Origin of the sequence: Gemmata sp. SH-PL17, assembly GCF_001610855.1 — a bacterium.
Taxonomy (GTDB): domain Bacteria; phylum Planctomycetota; class Planctomycetia; order Gemmatales; family Gemmataceae; genus Gemmata; species Gemmata massiliana.
In genome coordinates, this window is record NZ_CP011271.1 from 7,270,362 (window position 1) to 7,289,296 (window position 18,935).

Below are 18,935 nucleotides of genomic sequence, written 5' to 3' on the forward strand. Positions count from 1 at the left end.
GCGAACTCACGTTTACCGCATCCGTCGGCGCATCATCGCGAGCAGCCCCGCGTAAGCCGCCACGAGGGGCAACCCGACGGCGGCCCCGAGTTGCCACAAGTTCTTCGCGCGATCGTCGAGTTCGACGCGCGGGTACTGCCACGCCGGTTGGTCCGACTTGGGCAGCCGGTCCTCGCGCGCGGTCAGCCAGTTGACCGTGTGGAGCAGCAATTTTTCCTGCGCGGGTTTCAGCTCTTGGCCGCTGAACAGGTGCCCGCTGCCGAACACGACCGTGCGCTGCGTGGGGCGCTCGATCTTGGTGGCCGCGACCGAGAGGCCGGCGGCCAGCATACTGTCCACCGGGGCGAGCAGCGCGGCGGCAGCTTCCTGACGCTCGTAGTCCTCGTCCACCCACGACGCGGGAATCTTGTTTTCGATCGCCACGCCGATCGAGAACGGGCCACGCTTTTCTTCGTCGCGCCCGCCCTTTTTCGGGTCATCGAGGGCGGTCGGTTCGTACTTGGGAGCGTACACCAGTGCCCGGCTCCCGTCCGGGCGCCGACCGACCCGCGGGTACGGTTGCAGTTCGCTCCAACTGTCGGCCGCGGTGAACGCGATTTCTCCGGCAAATGGTTGGAAGTGTTGCCAATCGGGGATGACCGAAACCGGGCGCACGGCTCGCAGTTGAATCCCGAACTTCTGGTTGGGCGCGTCCTGAACAATGCGATCGTCGGTTTGAGCGGAGGTGCGCTCGGTGAGCCGGTACGCCGCGGCGATCGGGTTGAGTTTGAGTTGCGATTCGGAACTCAAGCTCCCAATTGTCAGCCGGGGCACACTGGACGCCCCGCCGCCGAACTGGTCACCGCGGGTGAGCGCCTTCGGTTCGCCGTCGAACAGGATCACCGAGCGCCCCAGATCGATCCCGCGCTCGGCGAGCATCTTCTCAAGATCATCGGTCGCGTTCACGATTTCTTTCGCGAACTCTTTGTCGAACTCGTCTGCCGGCGCGCCCGGGGCGGTGGTCACTTGCGGGGTGATCGGCCCCAGGCACGCGAGCACCGGCTTGCCCTGCTTCATGAACGCCTTCACCACTTTCGCTTGTTCTTTACTGAGCGCGTGCAGGTTCGCTTCCACGCCCGGTCCCTTCATCGCGTCCTCGGTCGTGTACCGCGGGACGATGAGCAGGTCGACGTCGGCGAGTTGCTTCGTGAACTTCGCGCTCACGTCGGTCATGCGCCGGTCCTGGATCGGGCGCTCGTCCTTCATCGCCTCGGCGAGGCGCTTTTCTGCTTCCTGTTTCTTCTTGCTCGCTTCTTCGAGTTCGTCCTGGGCGCGTTTCAGCCTCTTGGCGAGGAGCGCGAGCAGCTCCGGTTCGCTGCCCTCGGTGATGGCCCCGCGCACGAACCGCTGGTAGAACGCTTTGCGCTCCTCCCAGGGGCGTCCCTTGATCTTCTCGACCAGCCCGCGAATGGCCTCGAATTGAGCTACTTCCGCGCGGGCGGAAACGGCTTCGGCCTCGGCGTCCTCGAATTCCCCCTCCAGGCGCTCCAGGGTGCTCTCTTCGCGCGTGTCCGCGGCCGGCTTGAGGTCTGTGAGCGCGCGGGCGCTGGCCCACCCCTTCTTCAGCACGATGTCGACGACGTCGAACCCCTGCTGGGTGAGCGACTGCTTCAGCCCGGCGAGGGTGAATCGCGTGTCGTCTGACCCGGTGGTGAGCAGTTCGTGAACGACGCACACCGCGACCTTGGGTCGGCGCTCTTGCACCGTGACGATGCGCCGGGCGAACGTCTCGATTCCCTGCGGGAGCAGCACGAGGTTGGCCCGCCCGCCGTTGGCTTCCTCGCTGGCGGTCTTGTCCAGTTGCATGAACTCGTTGAACGAGAGCCGCTGCACGCGCTTGTTCGCGTGGAAGAAGATGCTGTTTTCGGGGGCCGCGTTGAGGGCCGCGAGCAGTTCGGGTGCGTCCTTGGTGAGTGCGTCGCGCTCGCGCTGGTACCCGAACGCTTCGGTGTCCAGCACCACCACTTTGAACTGCGGGCCGAGCGCGCGGAACCGGTCTACCAGGTCGCGCACCTTCTCTGTTACCTTCTCCTCGGCGGCCTTCGTGTACGAGTCACGTTGAGGGGCGACCCGGCCGAAGTTGTGCGTCTGGTGGACGACGATCGTGGTTGGTGAAGACGCCCGGAGTTGGCTTAATTCGTTCGTAATTTGCGCCGGCAGTGTGAACCGCTGGTCGCGGGTGGCGTCGAGCCGGCCGTAGTGCGAGAACGAGTAGACGTTCACGCACACGAGCAGCGCGACGGCTGCGACCGCGCCGATGGTAGCCGTCGTACTCGCGGCCGCGCGCCGCGTGGCGCCGAAGAGCAGTCCGAGGGCTTCGACCACCAGCGCGAGCGCCACCGCGCCCAGCCCGCCGACGATCGCCCAGGACGCGAACTTCGCGAGTTCGCCGTGGGCGCCGGTGGTTCCGGCCTTGAGCACATCGGGTACCGACTGCCAGCCGCTCCACGATGTGAGGTCGATTCGCGGGAGCGCAATCGAAGCGAGCGGCAGCCCGATCACGACCGCCATGAAGCCGGTGGCCCGAGCGCGCGGATCAGGAACCGGAACCGGCTCCCCCAAGTCGTGCGTTGGCGTGAATCAGTAGCCATGACGGTTTCGCGTTGTGTGTTTCGTGTTTCCCGGTGCCGCCAGCGGACCACTTAACGGAGCCGGCGGGCTTCGAGCGAGCGCACGGTCAGGTAGAGGCAACACAGTGTCGCGGTAACGTAGAGCACGAGCGGGCGGGTGTCGATCACCCCGCGGGTGAAGTCGCGGCGGAAGTGTTCCGGCACGCTGACGTAGTACAGGAACGCGTCCCACTGGCTGCCCGAATCAACCTGCCATCTCAGTGCGGCCGGCAGAACGAACCCCAAACCGAGCAGGAGCGAAAGCATCCACGCGACCAACTGACTCTTCACCCAGCTCGAAACGAGCAGCCCCAGCGCGAGGAACATTGCACCAGCCAGGACCACGCCGAGGTACGACGTGAGTACCGGCATCGGGTCGATGTTCGCGGTGATGTGGACGAGGTGCCGGGCGTCCTTCGTGGCGTGCAGGTATCCGCCGGCGCCGGCCAAGCCCAACCCGAGTAACCCGAACAGCAGCACGAGCCACCCGTTCGACTCGAACCAGAACCCGAACTTGGCCGAAACGAGCAGGAAGATGCCCACGAGCAGCATCACGGAGTAAAGTGTGAAGTTCCCCTGCCATTCCGCGCGGAGGTCGGCGAGGACGGGCACGTAGACCAGCGTCGTGGCCCACAGGAGCAGGTAGAAGGCGAAGCACGCGACGAACTTGGCCAGCACCACCTGCCAGTCGCGGATCGGGGCCGTGAGGAGCGATTCGAGTGTGCCGCTGCCGCGCTCTTCGGCGATCAGGCGCGACGTGATGATACCGGTGACCGCCGGGAACAGCCCCCAGAACAGCACCCCGGCGACCAGCGCGCCGGGCGGGTTCTCGGCCCGCCGAGCATCACCTGCATCGGGTACTCGACGCCCTGCGGCCCCTTCTCGGTGAGCAACCCGACGACGAGCCAGAACAGCAACCCGTTCAGCACGAGGAAGCCGAACAGCGCGACGTACCCGATCGGCCCCGTGAAGTACGCGGCGAACTCGCGGCGGATCAGACTGCACGTTGCTCGCATTCGCTCGTTCCTCGCGACCGTCAGTGCTTGCTCAATAGTTCGCCGTATACCCCGAACGCCGACTAGATCCCTTCTTGCCCCGTGAGCTGCACGAAGATGTCTTCGAGCGGCTTGTTCCGGTGCCGCTTGCGCACCGCCGCGAGCGACCCGTCCTCGACCACCTGGCCCTGGTAGATCACGATCACCGAGTCGCACGTCGCCTCGACCTCGCTCAGGATGTGCGTGGACAGTAGCATCGTGTGGACCTCGCCGAGTTCGCGCATCAACTTGCGGGTCTCGCGGATCTGCGTCGGGTCGAGGCCCGCGGTCGGTTCGTCGAGGATGAGTACGGGCGGGTCGGCGAGGAGCGCGTCGGCCAACCCCACGCGCTGCCGATACCCTTTCGAGAGCGTGCCGATGATCTGCCGGCTCACGTCCTTGAGCCAACAGCGTTCAAGGACGAACCCGAGGCGCGTCTTGCACTCTCTTCGACTCAGGCCCTTCAGCCCGCCGCGGAAGCGGAGGTACTCGTCGACTCGCATGTCGGTGTAGAGCGGGCAGCTTTCGGGCATGTACCCGATGCGCCGGCGGGCCGCGATCGGATCCCAGAACACGTCCTTGCCGTCGATGGTGGCCTTGCCCGAACTGGCGGTGAGGAACCCGGCCAGAATCCGCATCGTGGTGGATTTGCCGGCCCCGTTGGGGCCGAGGAACCCGACCACCTGACCCTTCTCGACCTGGAACGACACGTCCCGCACGGCGTGGTACTCGCCGTAATACTTCGTCAGGTGTTCGACGACGATCATGTCGTGCCCTTCGTCTACTCGCGTGCGGCCGTCTGCTACACGGTTAAGGCGCGACACGAAACGCGGCAAGGGCGCGGGGCCGAGAGGTTACGGTGAAAAGCTCGCGGGACAGAAATTGAGCGGTGAAATTGGAGCGCCGCCCGGGCACAATCCGATCGGGTGTACCCGGGCGGCTCGGGCTGCATCAAGCTGCCGCCCATCGCACTTGCCACTCCCACTTACCGCCGTTTCCGGACACCCAGAACGAGTGCGCCGGTCCGTGGGTCGCGCCGTTGGCCCAGATCGCCGGCTGTTTGATGTGGAACTTCAGCCACACCGGGACCGGGAACACGTCGTCTTTCAGCCACTTCGCGATCAGGTCGCCCAGCTTGCCCAGCAGCCAGCCGAGTATCTTGCCCAGAATTTGCCCGAGGATCGCACCGAACTCCGGCAAACTGATGAGCGTTCCCAAGGCCACGCCGGCCTTCGCCGCCGCCGCGGGTAACTCCTTCGCCAGCCACTCTTTTACTTTCTTCAGTGCCTTATCAATCACGTCCGCGTACCCGCCCCCGACGTCGTGCTCGAACGGGATGAAACAGAACCCGCCGGACTTGGGGAGCGCGTGGGTCAGGTTCAGGTCGAAGGTCGTGAGCGTCTTCGGCGGCGAATACGTCTTCTTTTGCCCCTTCTTGAAATCGCCCAGCGAAATGGCGCTGATCTTCTGGGCGGTACCGTTGGTATTCAGCCGAATCCCCGACATCCGGACTTCGTCCTTACCGATCGGGTCTTGGGTGTTGGGCACCTTGAAGTTGAGCAACTGGAGGGCCATCTTGTTCACCGCGCCGGCCGCGGCCGGCGCGGGTGCCGCTTTCATCTTCCCCGCGGCTTCGAGCGCCTTCACCTGCTTCGCCAAGTCCCCGTCGAACACGTCCTCCAGCATTGCCTTCGACACGAGCGGCGCACGGGTCCGGAGGTGCTTCGCGTACTGGGCTTCGACGGACACTTCTCCGTGCGGGTCGATGTCGGGGAGCCGGGAGAACCGCGCCTTTCGCGCGGGTGCGAGTTCGGCCGACGCACGGGCGGCCGAGTCGAACGCGACCTTCCGCAGTTCGGGCTTCAGGTTGTCGGCCCAGGTAAAGACGGCCTTTTGGAACTCGCTCGCCCCCGCGAGCGCGAACTTCTTTTCGTCTGCCCGGTGAGCCAGCGCTGCTTGGGCTTCCAGTTGAAGCGCCTGCGCCAGTTCCTCTGCCAGCGGCTTCCAGGCGTCTTCGAGCGCCCGGGGATCGACCGCTACCACTTCTGGCTCGACGGCCGAGATCCACGACCCGCACGACAGAGCCGCGGTACCGGCGACCGCCCCACCGAGGAACCGGCGCCGATCGAACCCCGAACTATTTCCAGTTGTTGAGTGACTCACGATGTTGTTCCGAAACGGGCATGGAAGAGGTGCCGGCTGCTCGCCCGCGTTGCGGGCCGGCAGAGCTGGGCTTTTGTTACCGCTCGGAAAGTAGAATGGGTGGATTTGTCCGAACTTGCCCAAAATAGCGGATTTTATCAATTGCTCGGTTGAGTCATTTAAGGTGGCGAATGCCCGCGTGAGCGCGAGTTCTATTGAGCGGTGGGTCGGGCAAGAGAAGTGTGTCCGGGTCAACCGACCGGGTTGTGGCGTGGCTCGCGCAGTAAACGAAACTGGGGGCCGAAGCCCCCAGTGCGTCGCTCACACTTTAGTCGCGGCGCCCGCCGCCCCGCGGTCCACCGCGCCCGCCCCGATCGCCGCCGCGCCCACCGCGGTCCCCACGATCGCCCCGGTCACGGTCTCCGCCTCGGTCTCCGCGATCGCCCCGGTCCCCACCTCGATCGCTGTAACCGCCACCGCTGCCGTCGTCCTCACGCGGAGCGAGCAGCGCCTTGCGCGAGAGCTTCACGCGGCCCTGGTCGTCGATGGCGATCACCTTCACCTGGACCTTGTCGCCGACCTGGACCACGTCCTCGGGGCGCTGGACGAACCCTGAGTCGAGTTCGGAGACGTGGCACAGCCCGTCTCGTCCGGGCGCGATTTCGATGAACGCGCCGAACTCCTTGAGCGAAATCACTTTGCCGTCGTACACCGCGCCGACCTTCACTTCGGCCGTGAGCCCCTCCACCATGCGGCGGGCGGCTTCCACGCTCTCGGCGTCGGCCGACGCGATCGACACGGTGCCGTCGTCCTCGATGTCGATCTTCGCGCCCGTTTCTTCCTGGATGGCGCGGATCATCTTCCCGCCGGGGCCGATCAGCTTGCCGATCATTTCCGGGTTGATCTTCAGTTGGATCAACCGCGGTGCCCACCGGCTGATTTCCTTGCGCGGGGCCGGGAGCGCCGCGAGCATCACCTTGAGGATCTGGAGCCGGGCCTCTTTCGCTTGTTCGAGGGCGCCGCGAACGATCGCCTCGTTGATGCCGTCCACCTTGATATCGAGCTGAATACCGGTGACGCCCTTCTGCGTGCCGGCCACCTTGAAGTCCATGTCGCCGTAGTGGTCCTCGTCGCCCTGGATGTCGGTCAGGAGCGTGAACTCCTCCTTGTCCATCACGAGGCCGACGGAGATCCCGGCCACCGGGCGCTTGATCGGCACGCCCGCGTCCATGAGTGCGAGGGTGCCGCCGCACACGCTCGCCATGCTGGACGAGCCGTTGGACTCGAGGATTTCGGACACGAGGCGGATCGTGTATGGGAACCGCGCGGGCGGCGGGATGACGGCCTTCAGTGAGCGCTCGGCGAGCATCCCGTGGCCGATTTCGCGGCGGCCCGGGGCGCGGATCGGCTTGCACTCACCGACCGAGTACGGCGGGAAGTTGTAGTCGAGGAAGAACTTCTTCGAGTACTCGTCCTGGAGCCCGTCCACCTTCTGTTCGTCGGCGACGGTGCCCAGGGTGGCGACGACGAGAGCTTGCGTTTCGCCGCGCTGGAACACGGCCGTGCCGTGGGTGCGGGACAGCACCGCGACCTCGCCCGAGATCGAGCGGAGTTCCTTGGGGGCGCGGCCGTCGATGCGGGTGCCGCCGAGCGTGATCTCGCGGAACACGCGCTCGCGCAGCACGCCCAGCGCGCTCGACACTTGCGACGAGGTCCACTTCGGGTTCAGCTCGCCTTCCGGCACGTAAACCTTCTTCACTTCGTCCTTGAGTTCGTCGAGCGCCGCGTTCCGCTCCTTCTTGCCCTTCGTCAGGTACTTTTCGCGGTAGGTGGTGCCGTACTTCGCGTAAAGCTCTTCCGCCAGCGGGTTGTCCGGCGTCGCGGGGGGCAGCACCTTGGGCTCCAGGCCCGCTTCGGTGCGGAGGCGTTCGATGAGGTCGATCAGGACGGCGCACTGCTTGTGCGCTTCCATGATCGCATCACCCACTTCCTGTTCGGGCATCTCGCGGGCGAAACCCTCGATCATGCACACCGCGTCGCGTGTGGCGGCCACGATCAGGTCGAGGTCGCTCTCTTCCATCTGGGTGACGGTGGGGAGCACGATGAGTTCGCCGTTCACGCGCCCGAGCCGGAGGCCTCCATAAGGCTTCAGGAACGGGATGTGCGAAACGTGCAGCGCGGCACTCGTCCCGATGAGGGCGAGCATGTCCGCGTCGTTCTCTCGGTCGGACGAGATGACGGTGCAGTGGATCTGCACTTCGTTGAAGTAGTTCGTGGGGAACAGCGGGCGCGAGGGGCGGTCGATAAGGCGGGACGTGAGCGTTTCTTTAGTGCTCGGGCGCGTTTCGCGCTTGATGAACCCGCCGGGGAACTTACCCGCGGCGTAGGTGCGTTCGCGGTACTCGACCTGGAGTGGGAAGAAGTCGCGACCCGGGATCGGTGTCCCTTCGACCGCGGCCACCAGAACGGACGTTTCCCCGTGGGTGACGAGAACGGCCCCGTGAGCCTGCTTAGCGAACTTCCCGGTTTCGAGGGTGAGAGTACGACCGCCGAATTGACATTCAACACGAGCTGGATTAACCGGCACGGATGTGACCCTTTCCGTTTTGCCGGCAGGAGCGTCTCTTGGGTCGAAATACGTAGAATCGAGGAGTCGTAAAATCGAATCCGTGCGGCTAACGACGCGACCGTGATTGCGATTTTACGACTTTCGACTGCACGACATTCAACGCACCGCTGTAAGGCGGAGCTATTTGCGGAGCCCGAGCTTACCGATAACCGCCAGGTAGCGGTTACGATCGGTCTGGCGCAAGTACTTGAGCAGGTCGGCACGTTGGCTGACCTGCTTCAACAGCCCGCGCCGGCTGGAGAAGTCCTTCTTGTGCGCCCGCATGTGCTCGGTAAGGGAGGTGATCCGCTTGGTGAGCAAAGCGATTTGCACTTCGGGCGACCCGGTATCCGTATCGTCCCGCCGGAACTGGGTAATGAGTCCGGACTTCTCTTCCTTCGTGATCGACATCGTCCCGGTCTCCGCTTCCTCCGCCGCGTCGCACTCCTGCCATCAGTTACGAAACGACGTTTACGTTACACACTCTTTCTGGATTTATGCAATGTACCGGCACCCGACTAGGTGACAAGAGGGGAAAAATCGCCGCGGACCCGGTACTCCCCCTCACCTCCCGCTTGTTTCCTAAAAAGAGAGGGAGAATAAGACCCCAGACGAATTTTCCCCCGCCCGGTGTTGCCCAGAGAACCGGGACTGCTTTTGTACCCTCCCCGACGCCCCTCAAAACGAGGCCGATCCACGATGCACCCCGCTTACGCCCTTTCCGACGCCGCGACCGTGTTCAGCCCGGCGCTGGTGTTCTTCCCGGAACTGATCCGCCAGAACATCGCGCGCGTGATCGAAATGGCCGGCGGACCGGCGCGCCTTCGACCGCACGTGAAGACGCACAAGACGGTCGAGATCGCGAAAATGCTCCTCGACGCGGGCGTGACCAAACACAAGTGCGCCACCATCGCCGAGGCCGAGATGCTCGCGAGCGCCGGCGCGCCCGACGTGCTGATCGCGTACCCGCTGGTGGGGCCGAACATCGAACGCGCGTGCGCCCTTATTCGCAAGTTCCCCGGCACGCGGTTCTCCGCGCTCATCGATGACCCGGACATGACCCGCGCCCTTTCTTCCGCCATGAAAGCGGCCGGGTTGGAAATCGGGGTCGTGCTCGACCTGGACGTGGGGCAGCACCGCACGGGGATTGCGATCGGGGACGCGGCGCGGTCCTTGTACGAACTGGCCGGTTCGCTGCCCGGTCTGCGACCAGAAGGGTTTCAGCTTTACGACGGGCACAACAGCCAGCCCGATCGGGCCGAGCGCGAGAAGGCCGTGCGCGAGTTCATTCAGCCGGTGTTGGAACTGCGCGCGAAAGCGGAGGGGAAGGGGATTCCGGTTCCGCGCCTTGTGTGCGGCGGGACTCCGAGCTTCCCCGTTTACGCAGCCATGACGGACGTGCCGGGGATCGAGTGCTCGCCGGGTACGTTCGTGCTGCACGACGCGGGGTACGGGCCGAAGTACGCGGACCTTTCCGGCATCACTCCGGCCGCGGTGCTCGTGACCCGCGTGATTAGTCGGCCGACCGCGAACCGCGTGACGCTCGATCTGGGTAACAAGGCGGTCGCGGCCGACCCGGTGCTGGAGAAGCGCGTGACGCTGCTCGATTTCCCGGAGTACAAGACCGTCGGCCACAATGAGGAACACCTCATCGTCGAAACGGCCGGCGCGTCCGCGTACAAGCCGGGCGACGTGGTTTACGCGCTCCCGGGGCACATCTGCCCGACGGTCGCGCTGCACAATCAGGTGCTCGTCGCGGAAGGTGGGAAGGTCGTGAGCCGGTGGGATGTGGCGTCGCGCGTCCGCGTGCTAACTGTGTGAGGTGCCGGGGGGGATGGCTGTGAGTGCCCGCGCGTTTCTGACAACGCGCGGGTCGACGGGCTTCACTTCTTCGCGGGCAGCTCTTCGATCGTGATGTTCTTGTAGAAGACCTTCGCTTTCGCGCCGCCGTGGATCTGGAGCCCGATCACGCCGCTGCGCTCGACCTTGTCGTCGGCTTCCGTGTAGTCCACAGTGAGTGTGCCGTTGAGCCACAGCTTGATGTGCGGCCCCTCGCACCGGATCACGTACTCGTTCCAGTCGTCGTGTTTCACCAGCTTCTCGATCACGTCCTTCGCGGGCTTCGCGAGGATCTTGTTTCGACGGCTCTCGTCGTACAGCGCACCCCAATAGTCCTGGCCCGCATCGGCCTGGTAGCCGCTCACCTCGTGGTCGTTCGGAATGCGCTTGGTGCGGAACTGGACGCCCGCGTTGGCTTTTGCTTTCTCCCCAGTGAGCTTAAACGTGACCTTCAGCTCGAAGTCCGTGTAGGTCTTCTTCGTGCAAAGGAACTCGTTTCTCGGGACGACAGTATCGAGCGTCCCGCCGGTGATGCACCCGTCCTCGACCTTCCAGGTCTTCGCGGTGTCGCCTTCCCAACCGGTGAGGTCTTTGCCGTTGAAGAGAGGGGCCGGCTTGTCGGCAGCAACGGCTGCGGTCGAAAAGGCTACAAGCAGTGTCGAAAGGAAGAGGCGCATGCGATTTCCTGCGGTTGGGAATAGTGTTCAGTGAACTACCAAGACGGGTGTCCCGCTATTTCGGTTGGCAGACTTGACATGTCATCTGATTTCCCCTGAGTTCGACCGTCACTGAAGGGCGGGGAGCGGACGGTTCTCCTTCCTTCCGCTCGAATACGACATACCCGTTATCGGGGTTAATGCCGTTCCGCGCGAGGTAGATGTCAGGTGTCCCATCCGGTGCGGTCGATCTTCGATCTTCGCGAGGAGCCCATCGGGAGAGATCGTAGCCGTCGAGAGCCAGCGCCTCTTTCGCCTTTTCCACCGCGAGCACGTCAGTCAGATATGGCGGCGAATTGGCGATTTGAAAGGTGTGGACCGGTCCGAGCAGAGAGCTTTGAATAGTGCGGCTCACCCACCACGCGGCACCAACAACGAAGAGTGGGAGAACGAGTATTGCTGATACAAGGATCGCTCGGCGGAGCCGCTTCTTGTTGTTCACCTTGGAACTCCATCCGCCCGAAAGTAGCACTCTTAGCCGATCATACACTACCGAATGCCTCCGAAGGTTGCATCAACCATCCGGTCGTGCGAAGGGCAACTATTCGCGCATGCGAAGACCGGCGCGTCTGTTAGCGAAGTGCGCAGAGGGGCGGCTGAAATTGGTCGGTGATGAGGTGGGCCGCTTTCGTGGTCGCGTCCGCAGTCTGAGTGACAGTAACTGCGGACGCGACCCGTGGGCCGATACTACTCGCCCAGGTAGGCTTCGCGGATGCGCGGGTCGTGCAGCAGCACGTCGGCGCGGTCGGTGCAGGTGATGCGGCCGGTTTCCAGAACGTACCCGCGGTGCGCGACCTTCAGTGCCATACGCGCGTTCTGTTCAACTAACAGCACCGACATGCCCTGCTTGTTGAGTTCGCGAATCACGTCGAAGATCTGAACCACGATTTGCGGGGCCAGCCCGAGCGAAGGTTCGTCGAGCAGGAGCAGCTTGGGCCGCGCCATGAGCGCGCGGGCGATCGCGAGCATCTGCTGTTCACCGCCGGAGAGCAGCCCGCCGGCTTGTGCCTGGCGCTTCTCCAGAATCGGGAACATCTTGTACGCTTTTTGGATGTCCTCGCGCACGCCCTCGGGATCGGATCGCGTGAACGCGCCCATCTCCAGGTTCTCGCGCACCGTGAGCCGCGCGAAGATCTTGCGGCCCTCCGGCGACTGCGCAAGCCCCAGGCGCACGATGTTGTGCGCGGGGATACCGGCGAGGGACTTGCCGTCGAACGTGATGCCCCCGGCGCGCGTCTTCACGACCCCGGAGATGCACATCAGCGTCGTCGTTTTGCCGGCCCCGTTCGCCCCGATGATGGTGACGATCTCGCCCGGGTTCACCGTGAGCGAGAGCCGGTGCAGCACGTTGATCGGGCCGTACCCGGCCTCCAAGTTGTCGACGACCAGCAGGGGGGCACTCACGACACTTCCTCCTGCCCCAAGTACGCCTCGATCACCTTCGGGTCGCGGCTGATTTCGGCCGGCGTGCCCTCCGCGAGCTTCGTGCCGAAGTTCAGCACGGCTATGCGGTCGGAAATGCCCATCACGAGGTTCATGTGGTGTTCGATCAGCAGTACGGTGATGCCGCGGTCGCGGATGCGGCGGATCAGTTCCATCAGGTCCACGGTTTCGCTGGGGTTCATCCCGGCGGCGGGTTCGTCGAGCAGTAGGAGCTTCGGCTTTGTGGCGAGCGCGCGGGCGATTTCGAGCCGGCGCTGGTCGCCGTAGGGGAGGTTCTTCGCGAGCTCGTTGTGCTTGCCCGCCAGCCCGACGAACGCGAGCAACTCGGCCGCCTGCTTCTCAGCTTCAGCTTCGGCTCGTTTCTGGGAACCGAGACCGAGGGCCGCCATCACCGGGTGCCCGGTAATGGACCGCGTCATACCGACGAGGATGTTTTCCAGCACCGTCATGGACTGGAACAGGCGAATGTTTTGGAACGTGCGGGCGATACCGCCCTGGGTAATTACGTCCGGGGACCGGCGCGACCGGCGCCACGTCACCACCGTGCCTGCGGCCCCGATCAGGAGCCCCAACCCGAACGCGACCGCGGCCGTGACCGGGCGCTCGCTCACGTGCGCCCGCGCCTCGTGCACCGCCGTGCCCCACGGGAACCGGGTCTCCGCGTCGAACCGCTTGCCCAACTCGTCCGAGTCGGCGGTCGGGTCCGCTTCGGCCGCGGCCTGTACCTTCTCCGCCACGGTGGTCCGGCGCGCCGCCTCGACGCCGCGGATCGAGCGCCGCCACATGGTGTCCGCGTTTACCGCAAGTGCTGCCAGGACCAGCCCGACGGCCAGTCCGATCAGTGCGGCGACCAGCCCGACGCGCCAGGTCAGGGGCCGGACGAGCAGTTTCCCCTCGAACAGCACGGCGCCTTCGGTGGGCTCGTAAATGCCGGTCACGGCGTTGAAGACGGTCGTCTTGCCCGCACCGTTTGGTCCGATGACGGAAAAGATCTGTCCGTGCTCGACGACGAGGTCGGCACCGTTAACGGCGGTGATCCCGCCGAACCGCATCGTCAGCTTCTGGATGGTGAGAACCGACATATCAGCGCGGGTTCCGAGGGGGCGGGAACGAGACAGAATACGTCATTTCGGTTCGGCCCTCTCGCCCGCGGCCTCGCGCCGGGCGGCCGATTCTCCGGCGGCCTCGTCCGCCTCCGGGTGCAACTCGCGCTTCTGCCGCTCGGCGGGGAGCAGCCCTTCGGGGCGGAACCGCATCATGATGATGAGCGCCGCGCCGAAGATGAACAGGCGCCAGCCGCTCACCTTCAGGTACTCCTTGCCCCGCGGGTTGAGCTTCTGGGCCTGGAGCCAGTTGTCGGCCAGTGGGGTGAGAACCTGGTCGTAGCCGATGAGGAGGAACACGCCGAGGATCACGCCGGGCCGGTTCCCCAGCCCGCCGAGGATCACGCAGCACAGGGTAATCATGGACCGGTTGAAGTCATACGCCTTCGGTTCGGTGGTGCCGTTCTGTGACACCGCGAACAGGGCGCCGGCCAGCCCTGCCAGCCCCGCGCCCAGTGCGATCGCCGACAGTTTCAGGCGCGCCGGGTTCAAACCCATGCACGACGCGGCCAGTTCGTCCTCGCGCAGCGCGACCCACGCCCGCCCCAATCGGCTGCGCTCCAGGTTGCGCAGGAACACGACCACGGCGGTCAGAAGCCCGAGGCAGAGGAAATACAGGTACGGGTACTTGCGCCACGAATTGCCCCACCCGGTCCGGGACTTCGGCAGCACCGGGTCTTCGATCCCCGGCAGCAGGTTCGGTGCCACCGGTGTCAGCCCCTGTGTCCCGTCGGTGATCCCGCCCAGGTTGCGGATGACGTAGATCGTGATGAGCCCGAAGCCGAGGGTGACTAGCGCGAGGTAGTCGCCGCGCAACCGCAGCGTCGGGGCCGTGGTCGCGACGCCAATTGCGGCGGCCACCACTGTGGACGCGACCGCGACCACAACGAAACTCGCTCCAAACGGAAACGCGGTGGTGGTCAAGATCCCGGCCGTGTACGCGCCGATTCCGAAGAACGCCGCGATCCCCAGGTGCAACAGACCGGTGTACCCGACGACCACGTTTAGGCCGAGGGACAGGATCACGAAACACAACACCGGGATGAGTTGGGTGCCGTAGATGGCGACGTAGCGGCCCGGTAGGAACGGCACCGCCGCCAGGAGCAGGAACCCCAACACCATCCAGTAACTAGCCACGCCGCGCAGGGTCATACCTTCTCCCGCACGCGGGTGCCGAGCAAGCCATTGGGCCGGAAAATGAGAATCACGATCAAGATCCCGAAGATCAGGGCCTCGCTCCACTGCTCGCCCACGTAGGCGCTGCCGAGCGACCGAACCATACCGATGATGATTCCGCCGAGTACCGCCCCGGGGATGTTGCCGATCCCACCAAGAACTGCCGCGGTGAAGGCGTACAGACCGGTCTGGAACCCCATCTGGTACCCGACCGTGTTGTTGTAAAGCCCGTACACGACGGCCGCGAACCCCGCCAGCGCCCCGCCGATGGCGAACGTCGCGGAGATGACGCGGTCCACGTTGATGCCCATGAGCTGGGCCGCGGTCGGGTTCTGGGCGGTCGCCCGCATCGCTTTGCCGAGCGCCGTGAACCGGACGAACAGCGTGAGCGCGATCATCACCGGGACGGTGACGACCAGCACCATGACGTGCTTGTAGGTGAGCGCGACCGAGGTTCCGGGGGTGAGGTTGTCTTGCGGGATCAGCTTGGGGAAGTTCAGGTCGTAGGTGCCCATCCAGAACACGCCGACGTTCATGAAGATGAAGCTGACGCCGATCGCGGACACCAGCGGGGCCAGCTTCGGCGCGTTCCGCAGTGGTTTGTAGACGACACGGTCGACGGCCACGTTGAGGGTCGCGCAGAACAGTGGCGCGGCGACCAGTATGAGCACGATGGCCCCGATCACGGCCCCAGTCCCCGCGCCCGATATGGCCTCACCTGTGGCCGTTGCCGCACCCACCCCGATTGCTACCTGGAGGGCGAGGAACGACCCGAGCATGAACAGGTCGCCGTGCGCGAAGTTAATCAGCTCGATGATGCCGTACACCATCGTGTAGCCGAGCGCGATGAGTGCGTACAGCAGGCCGGTCACCAGCCCGATGAGCAGGTACTGGAAGAACTCGGGGCCGAGGAGGGCGGTAAGGAACTCGGGCATCGGTACCCTTGGCGCGCGGGGGCTGGCCCCGGATCGGTATAAAAACTCGACCGGGGCGGACCGCACATCGGTCCGCCCCGGTCGCAGGTCACTTGGTCACGGTTTTCTTGGGGACGAACTTCCCGTTTTCGACGCCGCTGATGGTGACCTGGCGGAGCGTCGTGTCGCCGTTAGCGTCGAACCCCCACCCCTCGGACCCGCCCACGGCGCCCGCGGTGAAGTTCTTGGTGGCGAGGACCGCCTTCAGGATCTCCTCGCGGTCCTTCTTGTTGACCTTCTTGATGGCCTCCAGCACCACCTTCGCGCACTCGTACCCGTACAGCGCGAACGCTTCGGGGTCCGTCTTGTGCTTTTCCTTGTATCGCTTGACGAACTCGGCGCCTTTACCGGTCAGTTGCGCGGGGTCCAGGCCGACGATGCTGACGTAGCACCGGCCGTTCAGGTTGTCCGCGCCGGCGCTGTTGATGAATGCCTGCTCGTAGCACCCGTCCGGGGCGAGCATCGGGCACTTCAGCCCGACGTTGACCATGTCCTTGGCGATCTGGCCGCCCTTGCTCTGGGTGGTGCCGCCGAAGTACAGCAGGTCCGGGTTCATGCCCTTGATCTTGGTCATCAGCCCGCCGAACTCGATGCTGCTGGTATTGATCCCCTCGTGCCCGACCACCTCGATGCCGATCGCTTCGCACTGCTGCTTGAACAGTTTCGCCAGCCCCTCGCCGTACAACTCCTTGTCGTCGAGGATGTAGACTCGCTTCACCTTCAGCACTTCTTTGGCGAAGTCGGCCGCGAGGGGGCCTTGCAGGTCGTCGGTGGTGCAGACGCGGCAGAACGTCTTCCGCTTCGCGGGGCGGTACTTCTCCGGTTCGTCGGCGGCGACGCCCTTGATTTTTTTGGTAAGCCCGGGCCACGTGACGGCCGGGGAGATCTGAACCAGCCCGCCCTCGTTCAGTTCGGGCATCGAGATCTTGGCCGCGTTCGAGTTGTACGGCCCGATGTACGCCATCACGTCCGGGTCGGCGACCGCCTTTTGTGCGTTGGCCTTCTCGGTCGGGCCGTCCCAGGCACCGGCCGCGGCGGTTGCGTCGTCCCAGTCCGAATACTCGATCTTGAAAGAGCCGATTTTGCCGTTGTAATCTTCGATCGCCATCTGGATGCCGTTGACGATCGTGTTGGTCTGCCCTTTCGCGCTGCCGGTGCGCGGGAGGCTGGACACGATGCGGATGACTTCCTCACCCCCGGAGGCACCGCCACCCGTGTCGCCGTCACCACCACACCCGGACAGGAACGCGCCCGCGGCCACGCTGCCGCCGAGCGCGAGGAACTTGCGGCGATCGACCGGGCGCGCCTGAGCCTCGTTTTGTTCGGCTTCGCGATTCTTCATGACGAACCCCTCGTTGGTGTCAGAGTGTCGATCAAGCCAGAATGTAGGCCCGGACCCCGAACTCGTCTAGCTAACCACTTGCGCCGGTTGGTTCTTCGGTGCGCGGACCTCCGAAGATTCCGATCCCCCAACCGGCGGCCTATTCCCTCTACTTTGTGCCCATCACCTTGACCGCGCGGAACTTCCCCTTCTCGATGCGCGCGACGGTCAGCGGTTGCAGCGTCGTGTCGCCGTCGGCGTCGAAGCTCCATTTGCCGAGCACGCCCTTCTCGAAATCCTTCGTCGATACGACCGCCTTGCGCACGGCTTCGCGGTCCTTTTTGCCGACGGTGCGGAGTGCCTCCAGCACCACGGCCGCGGCTTCGTAGCCGTACACCGCGTAGGGCTCCGGATCTGCCTTATACTTTTCCTTGTAGCGTTTCACGAAATCGGCCCCCGCGCCCTTGAGTCGCGCTGGGTCGATTCCGCCCACTGTGATGAAGCACTTCATCGCGTCCAGGGTGTCGACTCCGACCGAATTAATGAAGGCCGGCTCGTAGCACCCGTCGGGTGCCAGGAACGGGCAGTTCACCTCTTCGGCGTGCATCGTTTTTGCGATGGCCGCCCCGCCGCTGATTGTCGTGCCGCCGAAGTACACGAGGTCCGGGGCGGCCGCCTTGATCTTCTTCACCAATGGTTGGAAGTCGCGCTGAGTCGGTGCGACGCTTTCGTGCCCCAGCACTTTCACTTTCAACTCTTCGCACCGCGACTTGAAAGCCGTCGCGATACCCAGACCGTAAAGTTGCTTATCGTCGATCACGTACACGCTCTTGATCTTCAATTCTTCGACCGCGAAATCGGCGGACAGTGGCCCCTGGCTGCCGTCCTGCGGGCACACGCGGCAGAACGTGATCTTCTTGCCGGGGCGGTACTTGTCCGGTTCGTCCGCGTCGGACGCAGGGCCGCCCCTAGTCAGCCCGGGGTAGGACGCGGCTGGTGAAACCTGCACCAATCCGGCCCGGTTCAAAATGGGGGCCGAGATCCGCGCGGCGCCCGAGTTGTACGGCCCGATCACGGCCATCACGTCTTTGTCTTCGACCGCTTCTTCGGCAATCCCCTCTTCCTTTTCGGGCGCCCACGTGCCGGTTCGCGGCGTTGCGTCGTCGCGATCCAGGTACGTTACCTCGAACGGCAACACTTTCTCGAAGTCCGCGAGCGCTAGTTTGATCGCGTTCACGATGCCGTCGGTTTGTCCTTTTGCGCTGCCGGTTCGAGGTAGGCTCGAAACGATTTTCACCTTTTCTTTGGGCGCGGCTGCGAGCGTACCCGAGCTACCGACCGCGAGCGCCGTGGAGAGAAACGTGCGCCGATTCACGACTGGGCCTCCATTTGCGCGGGCGAATCCAGCACAAACGTCACCGGGCCATCGTTGACCAGTTCGACCTGCATATCGGCCCCGAATCGCCCCGTCGCGACGGGCACGCCGAGCAGTTTCAGCGCCGTAACAAACGCTTCGTACAGCGGTTCCGCCACGGCCGGCTGCGCCGCGCCGATGAAGCTCGGGCGCCGGCCCTTCGCGCAGTCGCCGTAGAGCGTGAACTGGCTCACGACCAGCACCGAGCCGTTGACGTCTTGCACCGACAGGTTCATTTTGCCGTTGGCGTCGTCGAACGCACGCAAGTTCGCAACTTTTTCCGCGAGCCAGTCCACGGCCTTCTGCGTGTCGTTGGGGCCGACGCCGAAGAGCACGAGCCAGCCGTGAGCGATTTCGCCGACGGTCGATTCGGTTACTACGACTTTAGCCCGACGGACTCGTTGAAGTACGGCGCGCATTGGTGGGGGGCGAAGTTTGTGTGCGGAGAGGTGGATGTGATTGAGGGTATCAGTCCGGGGCGGGGGCCGCCAGCACCCGCGCCGATTTCCGTCGTATT

At 64.6% G+C, this 18,935-nt stretch carries 15 protein-coding genes and 2 pseudogenes; 1 reads left to right on the forward strand and 16 read right to left on the reverse strand.

Annotated elements, in window-relative coordinates; translation table 11 throughout:
• Nucleotides 1-12: 12 nt before the first annotated feature.
• From VT84_RS30095 to rpsO, 7 genes are all read right to left on the reverse strand, one after another.
• Nucleotides 13-2,550: a hypothetical protein gene (locus VT84_RS30095; protein ID WP_082842121.1), complete on the reverse strand. Its 2,538-nt coding sequence runs from the start codon at nucleotides 2,548-2,550 to the stop codon at nucleotides 13-15.
• Nucleotides 2,551-2,681: 131 nt separating this feature from the next.
• Nucleotides 2,682-3,449: an ABC transporter permease gene (locus VT84_RS30100; protein WP_162271890.1), complete on the reverse strand. Its 768-nt coding sequence runs from the start codon at nucleotides 3,447-3,449 to the stop codon at nucleotides 2,682-2,684.
• Entirely contained in the window at nucleotides 3,395-3,664 is a 270-nt protein-coding gene (locus VT84_RS39765; RefSeq protein WP_162271891.1) for a hypothetical protein, read from the reverse strand. Before VT84_RS39765 ends, VT84_RS30100 begins: the two co-directional genes overlap by 55 nt.
• A 62-nt stretch (nucleotides 3,665-3,726) precedes the next feature.
• A complete protein-coding gene (locus tag VT84_RS30105) occupies nucleotides 3,727-4,449 on the reverse strand; it encodes an ABC transporter ATP-binding protein (protein WP_052556722.1) in 723 nt (240 codons plus the stop codon).
• 184 nt (nucleotides 4,450-4,633) lie between these two features.
• Nucleotides 4,634-5,845, reverse strand: a complete 1,212-nt coding sequence (locus tag VT84_RS30110) for a hypothetical protein (protein WP_082842123.1) — start codon at nucleotides 5,843-5,845, stop codon at nucleotides 4,634-4,636.
• A gap of 307 nt (nucleotides 5,846-6,152) precedes the next feature.
• Nucleotides 6,153-8,411: a polyribonucleotide nucleotidyltransferase gene (gene pnp, locus VT84_RS30115; RefSeq protein WP_082842124.1), complete on the reverse strand. Its 2,259-nt coding sequence runs from the start codon at nucleotides 8,409-8,411 to the stop codon at nucleotides 6,153-6,155.
• Nucleotides 8,412-8,573: 162 nt separating this feature from the next.
• Nucleotides 8,574-8,843, reverse strand: a complete 270-nt coding sequence (gene rpsO / locus VT84_RS30120) for a 30S ribosomal protein S15 (RefSeq protein ID WP_052556730.1) — start codon at nucleotides 8,841-8,843, stop codon at nucleotides 8,574-8,576.
• A gap of 288 nt (nucleotides 8,844-9,131) precedes the next feature.
• On the opposite strand from rpsO, the gene VT84_RS30125 reads away from it, so the two are divergent.
• Nucleotides 9,132-10,253: a D-TA family PLP-dependent enzyme gene (locus VT84_RS30125; protein ID WP_052556732.1), complete on the forward strand. Its 1,122-nt coding sequence runs from the start codon at nucleotides 9,132-9,134 to the stop codon at nucleotides 10,251-10,253.
• A 62-nt stretch (nucleotides 10,254-10,315) separates the two neighbouring features.
• On the opposite strand, the gene VT84_RS30130 is transcribed toward VT84_RS30125, so the two are convergent.
• The 9 genes and pseudogenes from VT84_RS30130 to dtd all read right to left on the reverse strand — a co-directional run bounded on the left by VT84_RS30130 (nucleotide 10,316) and on the right by dtd (nucleotide 18,837).
• Nucleotides 10,316-10,948 carry a DUF1080 domain-containing protein gene (locus VT84_RS30130; RefSeq protein ID WP_052556734.1) on the reverse strand — a complete coding sequence of 211 codons (633 nt, stop codon included), beginning with the start codon at nucleotides 10,946-10,948 and terminating at the stop codon, nucleotides 10,316-10,318.
• 726 nt (nucleotides 10,949-11,674) lie between these two features.
• Nucleotides 11,675-12,391, reverse strand: coding sequence for an ABC transporter ATP-binding protein (locus tag VT84_RS30135; protein WP_082842125.1), 717 nt, complete (start codon nucleotides 12,389-12,391; stop codon nucleotides 11,675-11,677).
• Nucleotides 12,388-12,933 (reverse strand): annotated as a pseudogene (locus tag VT84_RS42545) (ABC transporter ATP-binding protein); the annotation flags it as partial. The gene VT84_RS30135 and the pseudogene VT84_RS42545, both read right to left, overlap by 4 nt.
• Before the next feature lie 384 nt (nucleotides 12,934-13,317).
• Nucleotides 13,318-13,512, reverse strand: a pseudogene (locus VT84_RS42550) (ATP-binding cassette domain-containing protein); the annotation flags it as partial.
• A 42-nt stretch (nucleotides 13,513-13,554) separates the two neighbouring features.
• A complete protein-coding gene (locus VT84_RS30150; RefSeq protein ID WP_082842126.1) occupies nucleotides 13,555-14,685 on the reverse strand; it encodes a branched-chain amino acid ABC transporter permease in 1,131 nt (376 codons plus the stop codon).
• Nucleotides 14,682-15,644, reverse strand: coding sequence for a branched-chain amino acid ABC transporter permease (locus VT84_RS30155; RefSeq protein ID WP_082842127.1), 963 nt, complete (start codon nucleotides 15,642-15,644; stop codon nucleotides 14,682-14,684). Before VT84_RS30155 ends, VT84_RS30150 begins: the two co-directional genes overlap by 4 nt.
• Nucleotides 15,645-15,732: 88 nt before the next feature.
• A complete protein-coding gene (locus VT84_RS30160; protein ID WP_082842128.1) occupies nucleotides 15,733-17,025 on the reverse strand; it encodes a branched-chain amino acid ABC transporter substrate-binding protein in 1,293 nt (430 codons plus the stop codon).
• Between the two features lie 148 nt (nucleotides 17,026-17,173).
• Entirely contained in the window at nucleotides 17,174-18,379 is a 1,206-nt protein-coding gene (locus VT84_RS30165; protein WP_082842129.1) for a branched-chain amino acid ABC transporter substrate-binding protein, read from the reverse strand.
• A complete protein-coding gene (gene dtd / locus VT84_RS30170; RefSeq protein ID WP_052556744.1) occupies nucleotides 18,376-18,837 on the reverse strand; it encodes a D-aminoacyl-tRNA deacylase in 462 nt (153 codons plus the stop codon). Before dtd ends, VT84_RS30165 begins: the two co-directional genes overlap by 4 nt.
• Between the last annotated feature and the right edge of the window lie 98 nt (nucleotides 18,838-18,935).